Raw genomic sequence first — 15,335 nt, forward strand, 5'->3', positions numbered from 1 at the left:
TCACGGATTGCAGAGCTGCATCTATGCTCATTCGAACATCGAATTCGCGCGCGTCGTCTCATTGATTTCACCTGGCGTTACTTGCGTCGTTACGTCGGCGTCGCCGACCGTGTTTTGAACACCATCCCTAGGCACGTTGAAACATTGAGCTTTACTTCAGATTTCGCCTTCCGGCAGGTCGTGTATAAACTCGACGCAAAGGAATTGGTGCTTGCGCGTCCCAAGGCCTGTGACCTAGAGAGGTGCATCTTGAGAAGACGAGGATCGTGTACTGTCGGGATGGGAATCGCAAGAACGACTAGCTGCTCGCGAGCTCGGTTTCGCCCGAGGCGTATCGAGCCGCCGTTCTGAGCGATGGCGCAAACAACAAAGGGGCCCGCGCGGCCCCTTTGTGCTTGAGCAATTCGCTCAACCTTGCGTCGTCGTTTAGCGTCGCTTTTACACCGGCGCTAACGCCAGTCGTCATCCGCGCAAGATCGGGCCGTCGAGTGCGCCGATTGCCTGCGCCAGAGCGTCGGCAATCGTATCTACCTGGTCCATCCCGAAGCTCGTGGCGACACGGATATGCGGTCTCGGTGTGACCTGGAACCGTGAACCTGGCCGAACGGCAATCCCGCGTGAAGCGAGCGTTACCAAAGCGTATTGCTGGTCGGATACAGGAAGCCAGATTCACATGCATCTTGCCCCGACACCGTTGTCCCTCGCTCCGCGAGCGCATCAGTCAGAACGCCACGCCTCTTGCGGTAACTGAGTGACGATCGGGATAGCGCCACTGCGGATCAGTTCCGCAACCTCAAACGCGATGCCGCGCATCGTCCTCGCACTGACTTGCTCAACAAATGACTGGACGTCCATTCGTTTCTCGCACGTTCAATAACATAGTGCGAAGCGTACAGCTTCGGAGCGGCGTAAGCCGACGGCCGGGACGACTGCGCCCTTCGTTCAGGCGTTGCTCTTCGCAACTGATGTGCGAGGAGCTGCCGCAACGTTGGCGGCCCACCCGCGCGCGGGCGACCATCCGCGATCAACCTCGACAGGACAGATCAGGACATGCCCTAGGTTTTTTGCTCAATAACAAAAAACGCATTGTACTTTTTTTTTGAAGAACATAAGCTGCCGTCAACGTAGCTAAGCGGCGCAGTTCCACAAGAGTGCACCGTGTCGATGCGGAAATTCATCCACCGATTCTGGTAATAATTAGGAATACTAAATGATAACGGATTGTCGCGATGAAAAAGCAGGTTGCAATGATGCTTGCATTTGGCGGATTGACTTCGGCAGTCGGCGTTGCCCAGGCAGACGGTACGGTGACGTTGTACGGATTGATCGACGATGGCATCACGCATGTGCATGATTTCGCACTGTGTCTGCGACTACAACGTGAGCTTCATTGAAAGCGGATACGGCATTCATCAGGGTGACATCGACCGGATGAGTTGTACACGGTTGCCCAATGCCGTGAAGTACACAACGCCCAAGTTTGCTGGGTTTCAGGGCTGGTGTGATGTATTCGTTCAGCAACGTTGCGGGCAGTTTCCACACAGGCAGTGCGTGGGAGGTGGGCAGAAACTATGCCAACGCGCCGGTGCGTCTTGGTGTCGCATATGCCTCCCTGCCCGGATACACCGTCGATCCTTATAATCGCGTCTGTACGCCAGTCTTCTTCGGTCAGACCGTGGCGACCGTATCGAGCGACGTGGAGACTGATCTTGTTTCGAACTTCGTGCTCGATACGTACAAGATTTTCGCGATCGGTGGCAGTTACCAGATCGGCAAGCTGACCGTGATGGCCAACTTCACCAATACCGAGCTTGGCCACAAGAATATGACGTCGTATATGCATGTCTATGAAGGCGGGCGACGTATCAACTGACTCCGGCGTGGTTGGTGGCCGCAGGCTATCAGCACGATAACTTCCCGGGACATACGTGGAATCAGGTCTCGGCAGGCGTTCAGTACTCGTTGTCCAAACGTACCACAGTGTATCTATCGGGCGATTTCGTGAAGGCTTCGTCAGGGATCAATCCGGAACTGGCTGGTATACGACGCTGTCGCTGGCTAGTGCGCAGGGCGATGTGCGCGTCGGCATCCCGCATAAGTTCTGACGCTAGTTTCCTAAACAAGCCTGGACGCGTTCGAACCAGCGAGGGGTTGTTGGGTCTCACCACACGCCTTCCGCGGAGGGGTAGGTTTTTACCGATCCTCCTGAGGTCGGTGCCCGCGAAAGAAGGGCGGCTGCACCTGGCCGGTGCCATTCCAAGTAACACCGGGCAACCTGAGGAACAGTCGTGACGGTGCCGGGGCGAGAAACATCTGTCGACGTCGTCAAAAGCGGCGAACGGCTATCGAGCGGTCGAATGCGCCTGTGGGGAAACCGAAGCAAAAAGCGCTAACACATTTAGGAGTAAATATGCGTCGGATCAAAGGTTTTGTTGTCGCTACTGCGGTGTTGCTGAGTGCTCAATCATGGGCGGTAGCGGGAGCCTCGGTTGAGGCACCCGCATCGATCAAGGCAAAGAAGGTCTTGACATTCTGTTCGGATCTTGAGAATCCGCCAGCTGAGGGAATCGCGGACGATGGCGTGACGCCGAAGGGCGCCGCCGTTGACATGATGAATTATATTGCTTCATCGATGGAGGTTGCAGCAAAGATCGACAACTATCAGTTCTCCGGTCTTTTTGCAGCTCTGGACACCGGAAAGTGCGACCTGGCGGTCGCCAGTATTGGTAGAACGCCGGAGCGCATGCAGCGGTATGAGTTTGTGGACTACTGGAGGTTTGGCTCGGGCCTGCTGGTTCCAACCGGTAACCCGAAACACTTGGCCCGGTTCGAAGACCTTTCGGGGAGACGGGTTGCTGTACTTCTCGGCAGCAATAATGCCAAGGCGTTGCACAATATCAGCGACGATTTGAAGGCAAGTGGAAAGCCTCCGATCGACATTGTTGAACTGGGAACGAATGCAGTCGCCTTCCAGGATCTGAGCCTCGGAAGGGTCGACGCTCTTGCCACTGATACGGTGGTCATGAACTACTACATGTCGCGGTCACATGGTCGGTTCTCGATAGGTGGCGTACCGGTGCCCCCGAAAACGATTTCCATTGCGATTCCGAAGGGAAATGTCGCCCTGAAAAACGCAGTACAGGCTTCAATTGACAGAATGAACGCGACCGGAGAGATGGCGCGATTGATAAAGCGCTGGGGGATCGAAAAAGGCGTCACTACCTGTAATTCCACCAATCCTTGTCCTTAACAAAGAGGCACTAGTCATCTGCAAGAAAGGCGACGCACCGAACAGTCCAATCGCTGGTGTCATTCCCGCGAATGCTAACCAGTCGGTCCGACCTGGTGTACACGAATCAATAGACGTACGCTGTTAAACAGCCTATTCGCACTAGCGCTTATCATTTAAAATCATTCGCTGCATTAACACACCTAGCGGAATTGCGATGGCCGCCCTCAAGCCGAGAGCCTATGTGATCTGAAACATGTGCGGAATAGCGAAACATAAATGCTTTGACCAATGAGATCCAGATAATGACACCTGAACTTGAAGCAAACGTAAAACTGTCCGTCACGACGATCTTGGCGAGATTTATTGCAACCGCTAGAGAAACGGAACTGCCTGAAGAGGCGATCTGCGCGGCGCGTCGACACTTACTCGACGGCGTTGGCGTCATGATAGGTGGTTCAGCCGAATCGTCTGCCCGCGTTTCGCAGGGGTATGTTTCTGAGTATGAATCGTCGCAATCCTGCACAGTGCTTGGAACTGATATTCTTGCTGCCGCGCCGCTCGCGGCATTAGCGAATGGCACGGCCGCGCACGCGCTGGAATTTGAGGACGGTCACGACATGGCCGGATTGCACCCGTCAGTTTGTGTCATTCCTGCGGCTTTCGCTGCTGCAGAGAGAGCGAACGCGACGCTTGGAGAATTATTGACGGCGATTGTCGTCGGTTATGAAGTCGCCTGCCGGCTGACCCGTTGTTGCCGGTCGCGCCGCAACTGGGCTCTCGAGCCGAGTTGGCATTTCACCACGTTGTGCGGCATCTTTGGAGCTGTCGGCGCGGCTGCGGTTATTGACAAGCTTTCTGCGGATGACGTCGAGCAATCGTTGGGTCTGGCGACCAGTTTTGCGGCTGGACATCTGCTTGCCGAACAGGATGGCACTGGCTCCAAGTTTTTGCAGGCTGGATGGGGCGCTCAGGCTGGCGTTAGTGCCGTCGACCTTGTCAAGCGCGGGATGAGCGCTCCGCGAGGCGCATTGGATCGACCGGCCGGATTTCTTCCGCTCTATGTTCGCGACTTCACGCTGGAGTCGTTGGTCGATGACCTTGGGACTAGGTACGAGATCATAGGTGCAAGCATCAAACCATACCCGACCTGCCGTTTCACGCACGGGGTGATTGATGCCGTGTTGTCCTTGCGATCACAGTCCGAAATTAACCGTTCCGATATCTCCCGAATCGATATCGGTTTGCCTAAACTTTCATATGCTCGCGTTGTTGATCCCGTCGAGTCGAGGCGTCGACCGCAAAATATCATTGCCGCACGCTTTAGTGCTCCCTATGTGGCGGCTCTTGCTTGGTTGCGCGGAGCCGTGTCACTTGATGATTTTCTGGTGCATTTTCCCGATACAGAGGTGCTGACACTGGCTGAAAGCGTTTTTTGTCACGTCGATGAGAGCTTGCCTGACACACTCTATGCCGCAGAAGTGGTCGTTCGCGGTTCAGATAGTGAGTTTCGGCGGCTGGTCTCGCATCCTCTTGGCTCTCCGGAGCACCCCTTGAGCCATTCGGCGTTGCTAACGAAGTTTTGCATGTGCGCCTCTCGTGGGTTAGGCCTTGGCAAAGATGACGTAAAAATTCATGGACTTGCGGAAATCATCCGTTCCGCGGATAAGGCATTTCCGGTGCGGGCCTTGACAGCGAGAGCGACGCGGTCTCGAGCTAATGAGCCTTACCAAAACGATGCCTGAGGGCTGGTAAGAAGCACTCATGGTGAAGCAGCCGGCTGAGCGTGGTAGCGGAGGACTGGCCTTCCCTCAGTTTCCCGGACACATCACACGGCATGATGTAGTCCGGAGAAACGAGAATGAGCACAAGAAGAAGACATTTCACCGACGAGTTCAAGCGCGAAGCGGTCAGGCTATGTAACGAGCCAGGCGCAGTGGTGACGCGTATCGCGCGGGAACTGGGTGTTGATCACAGCGTGTGGCGCCGTTGGGTGCAGTCCGAGCGCGGCGGCGCCATGGAAATGGCTGCTGTGGACTGCACAGGGTTTGTTGTTCGTCGCTGCGGTGATGGATTTGTACTCTAGGCGTATCGTCGGCTGGCGATTGGCAGGTCCGTCAGGCGATCTAAGCCGTGAGGAACCACGCGTGCGTCAACTGCGGCCGCCGCGCGAGATTTCTTCTCCAGCGTGATGCGGCAGGCGCAGCGTGAGAGGAATTGACGAGAACGAGCACAATCCCGCCACCAGGAATGCGGGCCAAAAATCTGACCATGCGACGACCACGTGTCCGTGTGCCAACCGTGAAGCTTGTAGCGCGATACCGCCGACGGAGACGCCGAGACCGAGTGACATCTTCTGCATAACGCTGGCGAGGCTCGTTGCGCGGCCGACATCGCGGCTCGCGATGTCGGCATAGGCCAGCGAGTTCAAGCTCGTGAATTGAAGTGCCGGAAAAAAGCCACTAAGAAGCACAACGGCCCAGATGATCCACGTCGGCAGGCCTGGAGAAATCAGTCCACATGCTGCCATAGAAACGCCAGACAGCGCGGCATTGACCACCAGCACGGAGCGAAAACCGTGGCGGCGCAGCACTCGGGAGACTACCATGCGCGTGAATATGCCACCGAGCGAAGATCCACAAGTGATTAGGCCGGATTGAAACGCGCTCATGCCGTGCCCTTCTTGCAGCATCAATGGCAACAGAAACGGTAACGCGCCGAGGCCGATGCGAAACAGCGATCCGCCGAGCACGCTTGCCTGAAACGTTGCTACTCTGAAGAAGCGAAGATCCAGCAGCGGCAGCCTCGTGCGCTGTGCATACGCGGCATAGATGACGAGAAGCGCGGCGCCGACCGCGCACATGCTAAGCGCGTCGCGGGTGGAAACGAGTTCGCCGCCGATTAGCGACAGCCCAAGTAGAAGCAGAACGATGCTCGCCGCCGAAAGGGAAAAGCCGATCCAGTCTAGTGGTCCAGGGTGCTGCACGCTTGTGTTGGGGATATGCTTGTCCGTCAGGTACATGCAGAGAACGCCGATCGGCAAATTAACGAAGAAGGTCAGGCGCCAGTGCAGATATGTTGTCATGAAGCCGCCGAGCAACGGGCCTGCCGCGGGGCCGAACATCGAGAGCATACTCAGATGGTTCATCGATCGAATGACATCGGCTTTGTGCACCATGCGGAAGATGATGATCCGACCGACTGGCACCATCATCGCGCCGCCTACGCCTTGCACGAAACGCGCGAACGCGAAGGCGGCGAGCGAATTCGACGCCGCGCAAAGCAGTGAGCTCGCCATGAATATGCCAATTGCGCTGCGAAACACTGTGCGCGCGCCGAAGCGGTCAGCGAGCCAGCCGCATACGGGGATGAAGACGCCGAGACCGAGCACATAGCTTGTCACCGCGATTTCTAGCGTCACCGAATCGTGTCCGAAGTCGTGCGCCATAGCTGGCAAAGCTGTAACGACCACGTTCGCGTCAACGCTTTCCATGAACATCGCCCACGCGACGACTAGGGGCGCAATAAGGGATTTCTGGTCGACGAACATTGAGTTATCGTTGGTGTTCAGGCAATTTGAAGGATTGCAATGGCTAATCGTCAAAACATCGATTCAACCGCATTTGTGACTGTGCAGACGCAAATGTTGCGCCAGACACCAAAGAATTGCCGGTGAGGCTTATTCCTTGGTGTTACTAGATGATTCAGTCGAGCGGGCGTTCGGGATTTTGTCAATTATTTGACGTCATTGATTCGACAATTCGAACAAACCAGACAACGCGTAAGTCACCGGATATGGTCGTCCCGCATAGCATGCTTAGTTGCAGCACATCACACTAGCGTTGAGGAATTTTGATTCATCAAGGTTAGTGCGATATCGAATCCGGAGGGACGGGATCAACTGCGACCAAGAATTTGGCTGCGGGGCATCGCAGGGAGCTCCTTGTGATGCCTTCCGCTGATGTCTGATCAGGGAATTCGCTAGATGGACGACTGACGATGTCGAAGTTTGGACATTGATGCATTGAGGACATTGATTTAATGAAACTTGTGCTTGGCGCGGTCCATGCTTGCTATTGCGACACAGCACCATGCTGGAGACGTCGTCGCAAGACTCGGCCCAGCACGGAGTTGACTGCTCGATTTTGAGCATCCGTCAGGAAAGACAATACGGAAATTTCCTCAGCCGCAATCAAAGCTACTGGAAACATACCAATGCCTGCTCAATATGCTGCCATCGCTCCAACTATCCGCCAGCTTTTCGCGAGCCGCGGTGCCGAGCTTGTCGAAGTAGCAACCGTTCAGCCTGCAGACCCATTCATTGACGTTATGGGTGAGGGGCAGCGGTACTACTTCTTTCTGACTGAGAGCGACATCCACGAGACACTCTGCTTGAGACCGGATTTCACGATACCTGTATGCCTGGAGCACTTGCGATGCGGAGCGACGATCCCGCGGCGCTACGCCTATTTCGGTGAAACTTTCAGCAAGCGTCCGGCAAGCCGCGATGGTTTGCTGCAGGCCGGCCTAGTGGACATCGGCGATCCGGATGCCGCGACCGCCGATGCACGCTCGATCGCGGATGCATATGCCTTGCTCGAAGGCACGCTGTTTGGTCACGACTATGCGACGATCATTGGTGACCAAGCGATTTTCAAAGCGGTGCTTGCTGCACTCGAAGTCCCAGGCCGCTGGCAAAAGCGGTTGATACGGGCGTTCGGCGCGCCTGTCCGACTTGAAGCGATGTTTGCGAAGCTCGCAGCTCCAATGCCGGAGAGGTACATCGATGAGGCGCTTAAGAGTTTCCTCGCACGAGGACACTCAGACGCATTAACGGCCTATATCAAGGACATCATGTCACTCGGGAGCGTGTCACCCACTGCCGGGCGCCCGCCGGAGGAGATCGCAACACGCCTTACTGAAACGATAGAACTCGCCAGCGCTCGAGTGCCGCAGGCTACTTTTGATGTGTTGAAGAGTTTTCTTTCGATCCGTGTTCCTCTCCAGAGAGCACCTGACGAAGTAGCTCGCTTCGCGAAGTCGGCAGGATTGACGTTGGGAGTAGCGTTCGACAACTTCGTTAAACGTACGGAGGTGATCGACAAACAAGCTGTACCTTTGCAAGAAGTGACGTGGGATGCATCGTTCGGTCGACCTCTCGATCACTATACGGGCCTCGTCTTCGAGATCCAGGTACCCGGAAACGACAGACCGTTGGCCAGCGGCGGGCGATATGATTGTTTGGCCACCCTGCTCGGAGCTCCACAACCCATTCCAGCGGTTGGCTTCTCTGTCTTGCTTACCGAAATCGACCAGTCCCGGGAGAGGATGCAATGAGAATTTCACTTGCATTGCCTTCCAAAGGGCGACTCAACGACCAGACTATGGATGCCCTCGCGAAAGCAGGACTGCCGGTTTGGCAGCCTGACCCACGCAAATACCAGACTCGCCTTATTGGTAGGGACGAGGTTGAGGTGTTTCTCTTCAAGGCCTCCGAAATCGCGGTCAAGGTGGCATGTGGCGCGGTCCATCTAGGCATTACTGGCGAAGATCTCTTGTTCGAAAGCCGTGATGACTGGAAGGCAAGAATGGAGATCGTCGCACGGCTTGGCTTTGGAAAGACTGATGTCGTTGTTGCTGTTCCGGAGGCTTGGCTGGACGTCATGACGATGGCCGACCTTGACGATGTCGCAGCGGATTTCCACCAACGCCACGGCCGACGGCTCAGGATCGCGACGAAATATCGGCGGCTAACTCAACACTTTTTCTCCGGTGTGCATGGCATGCAAGCCTATCGGATCGTCGAGAGTCTCGGGGCCACGGAAGGCGCTCCTGCAGCAGGCTCCGCCGACGCAATCGTAGACATTACGACGACGAGAGCGACACTGATGGCGAATCATCTGAAAGTGCTTGAAGATGGAGTCATCCTACGCTCCCAGGCGTGCCTGGTGGCTTCGCGAATGAGGCAAGCAGAAGTCGATCAGACTCTCATTGCGGAGATTGCTGGAAGACTGAGCTCAGTAATCCCTCCGCCTACCTGAAAGACATGCTCGATTGGGTCCTCCGGGTCGCGCCGACGACATCGCCGCGCTTCCACCGGATCGCGGGGCGACTACCGCCGTTTGACTAGCAGCGAGGACGCCCGCGGATCCCTTCGCCGGGCGCTTACGATCGAAGAGGGCTGTGGCGAACGCCCTCCGGCTGCACCTACCACTGCCCGAACGCAAGCATGAATAATTTCATGCTTGCGTTTTATTTATGGATTGTTACTATCGTGGCCGTCGGCGCACAGCTGTACGCCGGAGCGCATGCGCCATGAGGTTACATTTTCCTGACTGTCTCGCGACGCCGTGCAAAGTTGGCTGTTACAAAAATACTTAGGAGGTCGAAATGATTCGTGGTAAGACAATTTTGGCGGCTGTCGGATTCCTCGGTGCCTGCGCTCCAGCGTTTCCCCAGGGCTCGGTAACGCTCTATGGATCGCTAGACAATTCGATTCAGTACGTTCACAACACAGGAGGGAAGAGCCAGCAGTGGAGCCTCCAGGGAGGGCAAATTGGGACAAACAAGTGGGGCTTTAAAGGGGTAGAGGACCTGGGCGGCGGGCTTCGAGCGGTATTTCAGTTGGAGAATGGCTTCGATATCAACAACGGAAAATTCAAGCAGGGCGGAGCGGAGTTTGGTCGCTTGGCCTTTGTGGGCATCAAGTCAGACAACTACGGAGCGATCCTACTCGGACGCAATTACGATGCGCTGACGGATCTCGTATTCCCCACTCAGCCGAATTACTACCTTTACTACTTCACCGCCCCAGGGGATGTAGACAACGCCGACACGAACGCACGCATTAACAACGTTGTAAAGTGGCAGAGTCCCGTTTGGTCCGGCTTTCAGGCGGCGGCTACCTACGCGCTCGGCGGCATAGCCGGTTCCGTGGGATCGGGTCAGTCGTACAGCGCAGCGCTGTCGTACACCGCTGGCCCACTTGCGTTGGCAGGTGGCTATTTGCATGCAGACGAGGGGAATCCTACTGTATCGACCCGCGGCACATCCACATTCGGAAGCTTGTTTTTTAGCCCGGTTAACAGCGCTTACGCTTCCGCGAAGGCGATCAACATCGCGCGGATCGGCGCAAAATATTCAATCGGCTCGGTGACGCTCGGCGGATATTATTAGCTACTCTGAATATCTCCGCGATGCCTACTCGAAGTTCCGGAACGCAGAGCGGTACAACAATGTCTCGGTGTACGCCGTCTGGAAAATCACCCCCTTCGTCGTAACACAGATAGGCTATGACATTCTGAAATCTCACGGAGATTCGTCGGCTACCTACAACCAAGCAACAGTAGCGGCGGACTACCTGTTATCCAAACGAACTGATGTGTACGCATCTATTTCGTATGGGCACGCATCCGGTCAAAATGGCGCAGGAAAAGCGCAAGCAGTGATCGCTGATTCATACCCTGCGGCTGGCAGCGCAAGCCAGACACTGGTATTTCTCGGAATGCGTCACCGATTCTAAATGGTGATTCATAGGTGCGGCGGAAATAAGACCCAGCATGAAGGCGCCGTTTTCGCGATTGCGCAGTCTATGCAACTTTACATCCGTCCCGAAACGGCTGAGTTGCGTTGCAAAGAGCCGAACGCTCAGCGCAGCGCTGCCCGGAAGACCCCCAAAGAAAGAGCGCACGGCTAAAGGCCCTTGGGAAACTCGGCACGCGCGCGTGGCGGTTCCGCGGCTTCTGCTGTCGTACGAGTCTACCGCGGTCCGCTCATGGCTCGAGGGTGCGCTACCTTCTCCTCGTTTATCCGCAGACTCGTCTGGATGCACTGCGTCGGCGCTCGCCTCAGGGTTAACTCTCTTTCGAGGCTGAATGAATAAATTTATGCTTTTAATCATAGAGTGGAAATAAGCTTTCGAGTCGCGGCGTCGCGAACCCGTCGGTAGCACAGCACGGAAATGACTTCCTGCTGTCGCGACGATCGAGGAGAACCCCGATTCGTCTGTTTAATAAAAGTCAGCACGCCGGCCGACCATCGGCCAGCAACTCGCTTCGAAGGAATCAGAATGCCGCTGCAGCCCCAAGTCGATAAAGCGGTGCACGCGCGGTGGTCACCGTTGCGCGGGTTTGTCGACTCCGCAGAGCTCCGCCCGGATTTCAGGGAGACCGCGACTAGACTGCTGAGTTTTTTTGTAACAATATTGGCGCCAATTTGGACGCCATTCGTGAACTACGACTATCACGTATTTTTTACGGAGCGCATTCGTAATGCTCAGTTCAAACGATGACCGCCTGCGCTTGCGCGTCGGCGTGGATTCAGGTGGGACTTTCACCGACATTTGTATGTTCGATGAAGACCAGGGCGACATCTTTGTCTGGAAAGTGAGCAGCACTCCGCAGGATCCATCGCTCGGCATTGCCAATGCGGTTGAGCAGGGTCTGCGAGAAGTGTGCAGAAGGTCGGGCCGAGACGCCGAAGTCCACTATTTTGGTCACGGCACGACGGTTGCGACCAATGCCCTGATCGTTGGTCGAGGCGCCGAGACGGGCCTCATCACGACATCGGGGTTTCGCGACGTGCTGGAACTGCGCCGTCAAAAACGTGACGCGCTGTACGACTTGCAGACCGAAAAGCCGAAGCCTATCGTCTCGCGTGACCGACGGCTTGAAGTTCCGGAGCGTACGCTCTTCGATGGCAAGATACTCACGGAACTCAACGAAGATGCGGTCCGTGCTGCCGCACGAAGGCTCGGCGAGGAAGGCATCCGGTCGATCGCCGTGTGCTTTCTGTTCAGCTACGTCAATCCAGAGCACGAACTGCGGGCACGAAGAATTATCGAGGAGGAGATTCCCGGAGCCTACGTCACCGTTTCACACGAAGTGGCTCGCGAATTCCGCGAGTACGAGCGGTTCTCGACTACGGTCGTCAACGCCTACCTCGGTCCGATCATCAAGCATTATCTGCAGCGGCTCAAGCCACGTCTTTGCGAAATTGGTGTCCGGTCGCCCGTGCATCTTACGCAGTCGAACGGCGGCATCATCTCGTCGGAGTCAGCGCAGCGTTTTCCGGCGCGCACAGTCCTTTCGGGGCCGGCTGCAGGCGTCATGGGGACTCTGGCTATCGCGGAAGCTGCTGGATTCCCGAACCTGATTACGTTCGATATGGGCGGGACATCGACAGACGTTTCGCTTATCAAGCATGGTGCGCCGATCATGTCGAATCAAGCGGTTGTCCATGCACACCCGCTCAAGCTTCCGATGCTCGATATCCATACGGTTGGTGCAGGCGGCGGTTCCATTGCGTACGTTGACGCCGGTGGCCTGCTCAAGGTTGGCCCTCGGAGCGCTGCCGCGGACCCGGGCCCGATCTGCTTCGAGCGCGGCAACGACGATGAGCCGACGGTGACTGACGCGAACGTCGTACTTCAGGTTTTGAATCCGGTCGCGCTGCTCGACGGACGCTTGCCCGTCAATCAGGCTAAGGCAAAGGAAGCGATCGGCAAACTTGGCGAACGCCTCGGACTCGGCGTCATCGAGACCGCACAAGGAATCATCAGTGTCGTCATCGCCAATATGGCCAAGGCGATTCGTGTGGTTTCAGTGGAGCGAGGCCATGATCCGCGCGATTACGCAATGTTCGGTTTCGGAGGCGCAGGGCCGATTCACGCGTCCAGACTCGCGCGGGCGCTCGACATGGCCAAAATCGTCATTCCAAAATACCCCGGAATCATGTGTGCGCTCGGCCTTCTTTTGACTGACTTGCGGACCTCGACGTCGTTGACCCGCCTTCTACCACTTGACACCGCAAGCGGTGCCAGTCTGGCGCAAGGGTTCGAGGAGCTGGAGCGTCACATTTCGCAGTGGTTCGAGGAAGAGAAGATCGAGAGCGAGCACAGAGTCGTCACTCGCACCGCGGACATGCGCTACGGTGGTCAGGGATACGAATTGACTGTGCCCTGTCCCGGCGGCAAGTTTGACGCGCACGCAATTGTAGAGCTTCGGAAAGCGTTCGAAGACGCACACGAACTCGCATATGGCTATGTTGCCGACGGCGAACCCGTCCAAATCACGACGTTGCGTGTCAATGCTGTTGGGCGAGTTAAAAAGGCGGAGTTTCGGCCTCAGCCTAACGCCGCTACGCGGGCGGCCGACGCAATGGTTGGCACTCGCAGGGTATGGATTCCTGAGGCGGGAGGCTTCACTGATTGTCCGCTGTACGACCGCGAAACACTAGGACCTGGGCACGCGCTCGATGGGCCAGCAATTATCAATCAAATGGATTCGACGACATTGGTCCTTCCCGGCCAGACCGCCTGCGTAGACTCCTTCCTCAACCTGATTATCGAGGAGCGTTCATGAACTTTAGCGAATCGGCCACCGTCACATTGGCTAACGTGAGATCCTCGAAGCTCGATCCGATCACTGTCGCAGTGATTGGAAGCGCGTTGTCGACTATTGCCGAGGAGATGGGTAAGGCGGTTATCCGCGCAGCATACTCCACGAACATCAAGGAACGACAGGATTGCTCTACGGCACTCTTCGACAGGACCGGGAACACGATTGCGCAAGCTGAACATATTCCCATCCACCTGGGTTCGCTGCTTGGCATCGCGGGATACGTGCTCGAGCAACACGACATCTCATCGATTCGACCCGGCGATGTATTCATCGGCAATGACGCCTACACGGGGGGCGGCACGCACCTGAACGACATCGTGCTCATGGAGCCCGCGTTCTTCAGAGAGCAACTGGTGGGCTGGGTCGCAAATCTGGCGCATCACTCGGATTTTGTTGACCGCGGTCACGCGCATATCTTTCAGGAAGGCCTCCGCATCCCACCCGTGAGACTGTATAAGGAGGGGGTGCTTCAAAATGATGTGATGGATCTCATCCTGCTGAACTGCCAGGTTCCTCACGAGCGCAAGAGCGACTTTCGGGCACAGATGGCAGCGAATCGCCTCGGTGTGCAGCGCTTCCAGGATTTGTGTGAACGCTATGGCAGCGACATAGTGGAAGAGGCTTCAGCAGAGATTCTCAACTACACGGAACGGCGAACCAGAGCCGGCATTGCGCAGATTGCGGATGGCGTGTACGAGTTTCAGCATGAATTCGATACCAATCTCATCGACGACATTCTCGATCTGAAGGTTCGCGTTACCGTGCGAGGCGACGAGCTGTTCGTCGATTTTCCGGATGCGCCCACGCAGGTACGGGCGCCCATCAACATGGTTTTCACCGCGCTCCAGGCAACGGTCTTCTTCGCCGTCAAAGCCCTTGTCGACCCTGACATACCGGCCAATTCGGGCTTCCACCGCCCGATTCACATTTCGGCACCTGCGGGAAGCGTCCTGAATTCCACGCCTCCTGCTGCCGTCTACAGCCGCACGGACATCGCCATGCGTCTCGTCGACATGATCTTCGCAGCCTTGGCCCCTGTGCTGCCCGAACGCGTGGTGGCTGCGTCCACTGGCGGGATTCTACTGACGACTAGCGGAACCCATCCGCGCACCGGCCGCTTCTACGTCTACAACGAGATGCAGGGTGGAGGGATGGGCGCCCGTGCACATAAAGATGGGCTTGACGGAGTTCAAGTCAATACGACCAATACGGCAAACCTGCCCATTGAGGCATTGGAAACCGAGCACCCGGTCATGGTGGAGTGCTACGAACTGGTGCAGGACTCCGGCGGCGCAGGCGAGCACAGAGGCGGAATGACGATGAGACGCAGAGTGCGGATTCTCGATCACGTGGCGACGATTTCCGCCGGCGGTACAAATAGCCGCCTCTCGCCGTATGGGATCTTCGGCGGGCACGGTGGCAGCCCGGCGCGGGTGGAAATGCCGAAGAATGCGCCACCCCTCGAAAGGCGCAAGAGCGTGCTGCAGCCCGGCCAGTCGATCGGGATGGTCGCGGCTGGCGGAGGCGGTTATGGAGACCCCAAGCGGCGGGCTCGGGAGCTCGTGCTTCGCGACTTGAAGGAGGAGCGAATCTCGAAGGACGCTGCCGTAGACATCTACGGGCTCGACCCTTCGTTGCTGTAACGCTCGGGGGCCGTCGTCCTCAACTATGGCGGCCCTGATTGCGAAGCTCGGACGTCTATTAGG

The 15,335-nt window shown here is 56.6% G+C and carries 12 protein-coding genes; 11 read left to right on the top strand and 1 reads right to left on the bottom strand.

The genetic code is table 11. The features are described from left to right. The first annotated feature begins 1,229 nt into the window (after positions 1–1,229). The 6 genes from AB4Y31_RS30075 (at position 1,230) to AB4Y31_RS30100 (ending at position 5,315) form a co-directional block, all read left to right on the top strand. Positions 1,230–1,394 carry a hypothetical protein gene (locus tag AB4Y31_RS30075; protein ID WP_368677208.1) on the top strand — a complete coding sequence of 55 codons (165 nt, stop codon included), beginning with the start codon at positions 1,230–1,232 and terminating at the stop codon, positions 1,392–1,394. A 110-nt stretch (positions 1,395–1,504) separates the two neighbouring features. Beyond that, positions 1,505–1,873 (top strand): hypothetical protein, encoded by a 369-nt coding sequence (locus AB4Y31_RS30080; RefSeq protein WP_368677209.1) that lies wholly within the window; start codon positions 1,505–1,507, stop codon positions 1,871–1,873. Positions 1,874–1,887: 14 nt separating this feature from the next. Further along, positions 1,888–2,292 (top strand): hypothetical protein, encoded by a 405-nt coding sequence (locus AB4Y31_RS30085; RefSeq protein ID WP_368677210.1) that lies wholly within the window; start codon positions 1,888–1,890, stop codon positions 2,290–2,292. A gap of 118 nt (positions 2,293–2,410) precedes the next feature. Further along, positions 2,411–3,250 carry an ABC transporter substrate-binding protein gene (locus AB4Y31_RS30090; RefSeq protein WP_368677211.1) on the top strand — a complete coding sequence of 280 codons (840 nt, stop codon included), beginning with the start codon at positions 2,411–2,413 and terminating at the stop codon, positions 3,248–3,250. Positions 3,251–3,534: 284 nt separating this feature from the next. After that, complete coding sequence (locus tag AB4Y31_RS30095) at positions 3,535–4,974, top strand: MmgE/PrpD family protein (RefSeq protein WP_368677212.1); 1,440 nt, start codon at positions 3,535–3,537, stop codon at positions 4,972–4,974. A 116-nt stretch (positions 4,975–5,090) separates the two neighbouring features. Then, entirely contained in the window at positions 5,091–5,315 is a 225-nt protein-coding gene (locus AB4Y31_RS30100) for a transposase (protein ID WP_102607376.1), read from the top strand. A 66-nt stretch (positions 5,316–5,381) separates the two neighbouring features. Here AB4Y31_RS30100 and AB4Y31_RS30105 read toward each other — a convergent pair whose 3' ends face one another. Then, positions 5,382–6,779: an MFS transporter gene (locus AB4Y31_RS30105; RefSeq protein WP_368677213.1), complete on the bottom strand. Its 1,398-nt coding sequence runs from the start codon at positions 6,777–6,779 to the stop codon at positions 5,382–5,384. 665 nt (positions 6,780–7,444) lie between these two features. Here AB4Y31_RS30105 and AB4Y31_RS30110 point away from each other — a divergent pair. The 5 genes from AB4Y31_RS30110 to AB4Y31_RS30130 all read left to right on the top strand — a co-directional run bounded on the left by AB4Y31_RS30110 (position 7,445) and on the right by AB4Y31_RS30130 (position 15,272). After that, positions 7,445–8,566, top strand: a complete 1,122-nt coding sequence (locus AB4Y31_RS30110) for an ATP phosphoribosyltransferase regulatory subunit (protein ID WP_368677214.1) — start codon at positions 7,445–7,447, stop codon at positions 8,564–8,566. Beyond that, positions 8,563–9,270 (top strand): ATP phosphoribosyltransferase, encoded by a 708-nt coding sequence (hisG, locus tag AB4Y31_RS30115; protein ID WP_102607380.1) that lies wholly within the window; start codon positions 8,563–8,565, stop codon positions 9,268–9,270. The genes AB4Y31_RS30110 and hisG overlap by 4 nt, the downstream gene beginning before the upstream one ends. 349 nt (positions 9,271–9,619) lie before the next feature. Continuing rightward, on the top strand, positions 9,620–10,405 hold the full coding sequence (locus tag AB4Y31_RS30120; RefSeq protein ID WP_368677215.1) for a porin: 786 nt from the start codon (positions 9,620–9,622) through the stop codon (positions 10,403–10,405). A gap of 1,094 nt (positions 10,406–11,499) precedes the next feature. Next, entirely contained in the window at positions 11,500–13,590 is a 2,091-nt protein-coding gene (locus AB4Y31_RS30125; RefSeq protein WP_368677216.1) for a hydantoinase/oxoprolinase family protein, read from the top strand. Continuing rightward, the gene (locus AB4Y31_RS30130) at positions 13,587–15,272 is read left to right on the top strand and encodes a hydantoinase B/oxoprolinase family protein (RefSeq protein WP_368677217.1); all 1,686 of its coding nucleotides are present in this window, start codon (positions 13,587–13,589) and stop codon (positions 15,270–15,272) included. The genes AB4Y31_RS30125 and AB4Y31_RS30130 overlap by 4 nt, the downstream gene beginning before the upstream one ends. The last annotated feature ends 63 nt before the right edge of the window (positions 15,273–15,335 follow it).

The sequence above is a fragment of the Trinickia sp. EG282A genome (assembly GCF_040965455.1).
Lineage (GTDB): Bacteria > Pseudomonadota > Gammaproteobacteria > Burkholderiales > Burkholderiaceae > Trinickia > Trinickia symbiotica.

Excerpts from the sequence above, each read along its gene's own strand:
- AB4Y31_RS30090 (WP_368677211.1), top strand. The coding sequence starts at position 2,411 with ATGCGTCGGATCAAAGGTTTTGTTGTCGCTACTGCGGTGTTGCTGAGT.
- AB4Y31_RS30130 (WP_368677217.1), top strand. The coding sequence starts at position 13,587 with ATGAACTTTAGCGAATCGGCCACCGTCACATTGGCTAACGTGAGATCC.
- AB4Y31_RS30125 (WP_368677216.1), top strand. The coding sequence starts at position 11,500 with ATGCTCAGTTCAAACGATGACCGCCTGCGCTTGCGCGTCGGCGTGGAT.
- AB4Y31_RS30105 (WP_368677213.1), bottom strand. The coding sequence starts at position 6,779 with ATGTTCGTCGACCAGAAATCCCTTATTGCGCCCCTAGTCGTCGCGTGG.
- AB4Y31_RS30080 (WP_368677209.1), top strand. The coding sequence starts at position 1,505 with ATGTATTCGTTCAGCAACGTTGCGGGCAGTTTCCACACAGGCAGTGCG.
- AB4Y31_RS30075 (WP_368677208.1), top strand. The coding sequence starts at position 1,230 with ATGAAAAAGCAGGTTGCAATGATGCTTGCATTTGGCGGATTGACTTCG.
- AB4Y31_RS30100 (WP_102607376.1), top strand. The coding sequence starts at position 5,091 with ATGAGCACAAGAAGAAGACATTTCACCGACGAGTTCAAGCGCGAAGCG.
- AB4Y31_RS30110 (WP_368677214.1), top strand. The coding sequence starts at position 7,445 with ATGCCTGCTCAATATGCTGCCATCGCTCCAACTATCCGCCAGCTTTTC.
- AB4Y31_RS30120 (WP_368677215.1), top strand. The coding sequence starts at position 9,620 with ATGATTCGTGGTAAGACAATTTTGGCGGCTGTCGGATTCCTCGGTGCC.
- hisG (WP_102607380.1), top strand. The coding sequence starts at position 8,563 with ATGAGAATTTCACTTGCATTGCCTTCCAAAGGGCGACTCAACGACCAG.
- AB4Y31_RS30095 (WP_368677212.1), top strand. The coding sequence starts at position 3,535 with ATGACACCTGAACTTGAAGCAAACGTAAAACTGTCCGTCACGACGATC.